General features: G+C 60.3%; 3 protein-coding genes and 1 pseudogene. All 4 read right to left on the reverse strand.

The genetic code is table 11. The features are described 5' to 3' along the window. A pseudogene (locus VL202_RS14020) lies at positions 1–177 on the reverse strand (carbohydrate ABC transporter permease); the annotation flags it as partial. 11 nt (positions 178–188) lie between these two features. Then, on the reverse strand, positions 189–1,061 hold the full coding sequence (locus tag VL202_RS14025) for a carbohydrate ABC transporter permease (protein WP_056334084.1): 873 nt from the start codon (positions 1,059–1,061) through the stop codon (positions 189–191). A gap of 169 nt (positions 1,062–1,230) precedes the next feature. Continuing rightward, positions 1,231–2,541 (reverse strand): sugar ABC transporter substrate-binding protein, encoded by a 1,311-nt coding sequence (locus VL202_RS14030; protein ID WP_325464723.1) that lies wholly within the window; start codon positions 2,539–2,541, stop codon positions 1,231–1,233. A gap of 150 nt (positions 2,542–2,691) precedes the next feature. Continuing rightward, the coding region (locus VL202_RS14035; protein WP_325464724.1) for a sugar-binding domain-containing protein at positions 2,692–2,969 on the reverse strand (278 nt) is incomplete at its 5' end.

Genomic DNA, 2,969 nt, shown 5'->3' on the forward strand with positions numbered 1-2,969 from the left:
GGCGACATAGCTTTCGATCGTGCCCGAGGGGATCAGGCTGAACCCTTGGATCGCCTCGGTCTCGGACTTGAACGAGGTGATGATCGTATAAAGGATCGGAAAGAAGATGATCAGCGCGACGATCCACGCGGCGATCGTGACGATGGCGGTTCTTCTCTTAGAGACTGCGCGGGCCATGGTCTTCTCCCCTATCTGTCGAGGTTCTTGCCAACGGCGCGCATCAGGAAGATGGCGACGATATTGGCGAGGATGACTGCGATGATGCCGCCCGCCGAAGCGCCGCCGACGTCGTAGCCGAGAAGCGCGGTGCGGTAGATCAGGAACGGCAGGTTCGTCGATGCATAGCCCGGGCCGCCATTGGTGGTGACGAGGATTTCCGCATAGACGCCGAGCAGGAAGATCGTCTGGATGAGAATGACGACGGTAACCGAGCGGGCCAGATGCGGCAGCGTCAGGTAGATGAAGCGATTGACGAAATTGGCGCCGTCCATTTCGGCCGCTTCCTTCTGCTCGCCGTCGAGCGATTGCAGCGCGGTCAAGAGGATGAGCGTTGCGAAGGGCAGCCACTGCCAGGCGACGATGATGATGATCGAAAACAACGGATATTGCGCGAACCAGTCCACCGGCTGCAGCCCGAGAGCACGACTGAAATCCGCAAAGACGCCGTAGCCGGGATGCATGATCATGTTCTTCCACACCAGCGCCGCGACCGGCGGCATGACGAAGAAGGGCGAGATGATCATGATCCGCACGATGCCTTGGCCGAACATCGGCTGGTCGAGCAACAGCGCGATCGCGATGCCGCCGATCACCGTGATCATCAACACGCCGACGACGATGAGCAGCGTGTTCCAGATCGACTGGAAGAAGGCGGGATCGGTGTAGAAATACTGGTAGTTGAAAAGGCCGGCGAAGCTGACATTGCCCGGATTGAGCAGATTGTAGTTCTGGAACGAGAACCACAGCGTCATGGTCAGCGGAACGATCATCCAGATCAGAAGCAGCCCGACCGACGGGGCCATCATCAGGCGCGCCAGCGCCCGGGTATTCTGTGTCGCCATAACAATCCCCTCCCTCTGGTAGCGCGCCGCCCGCGGTCGCGAGCATGCCGCCGACATCGTTTCGAAGGCCTGGCGTCAACCGTCACGGGGTAAGCCCCGTGGCGATCGACGCCAGGTTCAGTTGGGCATCCCGGACGAGGATCCGCGGTGCCCTTCCTTGGGAAGGAGCTTACTTGATATAGCCGCCGCGAGTCATTTCGCGGGTGGCCACGTCCTGTGCCTGCGCCAGCGCATCGTCCACGCTCATCTGGCCGGCCAGAGCCGCCGAGAAGAGCTGTCCGACAGTGGTACCCAGCCCCTGGAATTCAGGAATGGCGACGAACTGGACGCCGACATAGGGCACCGGCTTGACCGACGGGTTCTTCGGGTCGGCGGCATTGATGCTGTCGAGCGTCATCTTGGCGAAAGGTGCGGCCTTCTGATATTTGGGGTTTTCGTAGAGCGAGGTGCGCGTGCCCGGAGGAACGTTTGCCCAGCCTTCCTTTTCGGCTACCAGGTCGAGATAGTGCTTGCTGGTTGCCCAGGACACGAACTTCTCGGCCGCTTCCGCCTTCTGGGTGCCTGCCGGGATGGCGAGGTTCCAAGCCCAGAGCCAGTTGCCGCGCTTGCCAAGGCCGGTATCGGGAGCGAGCGCGAAGCCGACCTTGTCGGCGACCGTCGAGTCCTTCGGGTTGGTGACGAAGGAGGCTGCCACCGTCGCATCGATCCACATGCCGCACTTGCCCTGCTGGAAGAGCGCCAGGTTTTCGTTGAAACCGTTGGACGAGGCGCCCTGCGGGCCGGCGTCGTTCATCAGCTTGACATACATGTCGAGCGTGTTCTTCCATTCCGGCTGGTCGAACTGGGGCTTCCAGTTCTCGTCGAACCAGCGCGCGCCAAAAGCGTTCGAGGTGGCGGTCAGGAAGGCCATGTTCTCGCCCCAGCCGGCCTTGCCGCGAAGGCAGATGCCGTTGATGCCGGCCTCACGGTCGGTCATCTTGCGGGCTGCTTCGTTGATGAACTCCCAGGTCGGAGCGTCGGGCATGGTCAGCCCGGCCTTTTCGATCAGGTCCTTGCGGTACATGACCATCGAGCTTTCGCCATAGAACGGCGCGGCGTAAAGCTTGTCGTCCATGGTGAGGCCCGAGCGGATGGCCGGGAGCAGATCGTCGACATCATAATCGGCGCCGAGATTGTCGAGCGGCAGGAGCCAGCCCTGCTTCGCCCAGATCGGAACCTCATAGGTGCCGATGGTCAGGATATCGTACTGGCCACCCTTGGTGGCGATATCCGTGGTGACGCGCTCGCGCAGCACGTTTTCCTCGAGCGTGACCCATTCCAGCTGAATATCGGGATTTGCCTTGGTGAAATCATCGGTGAGCGTCTGCATGCGCACCATGTCACCATTGTTCACCGTTGCGATGGTGAGGGTTTCCGCCTGGGCAAAGCCCGCAACGACGAGAGCCGAGCAACCGCCCAGCAGAAAAGTTCTCAAATTCATATTCTTCCTCCCAGAAGAGTTATGAGCATTTGCCTTGCTCTTGGGCAATTACTCACAAACTTGCGGAAAAAGTCAACGGACATTTGTTGTCGCGCTGGCAGGGCGAAGCTTTCACATTGATTTTGTTTGGAGAAATTTCCGAAGATGCGCTCAGGCGTTGAGCAAAAATTCAGCAGTCGCTTCATCGGTGATCAAGCCATTGATCAACCGGCCCCTCAGAGCCGCCCTCACCGCCTGATATTTTCGCTCGCCCTTGGCGATTCCGATGACGATCGAGGTTTGCCGCGACGGCAGCGGCACGCTGGCGACCCGCTGGTTGATACTGCCGGACATCATCCGGCCTTCGCCATCGAACATCCAGCCGCAGATTTCGCCCGCGGCACCCTCGTCCATCAGCCGGACCATTTCGTCACGCGCCAGAAAGCCGT

Origin of the sequence: Pararhizobium sp. (assembly GCF_035497515.1) — a bacterium.
Taxonomy (GTDB): Bacteria; Pseudomonadota; Alphaproteobacteria; order Rhizobiales; family Rhizobiaceae; genus Pararhizobium.

Bases quoted from the DNA above. Each gene is read 5' to 3' on its own strand.
- VL202_RS14025 (WP_056334084.1), bottom strand. From the start codon at position 1,061: ATGGCGACACAGAATACCCGGGCGCTGGCGCGCCTGATGATGGCCCCG.
- VL202_RS14030 (WP_325464723.1), bottom strand. From the start codon at position 2,541: ATGAATTTGAGAACTTTTCTGCTGGGCGGTTGCTCGGCTCTCGTCGTT.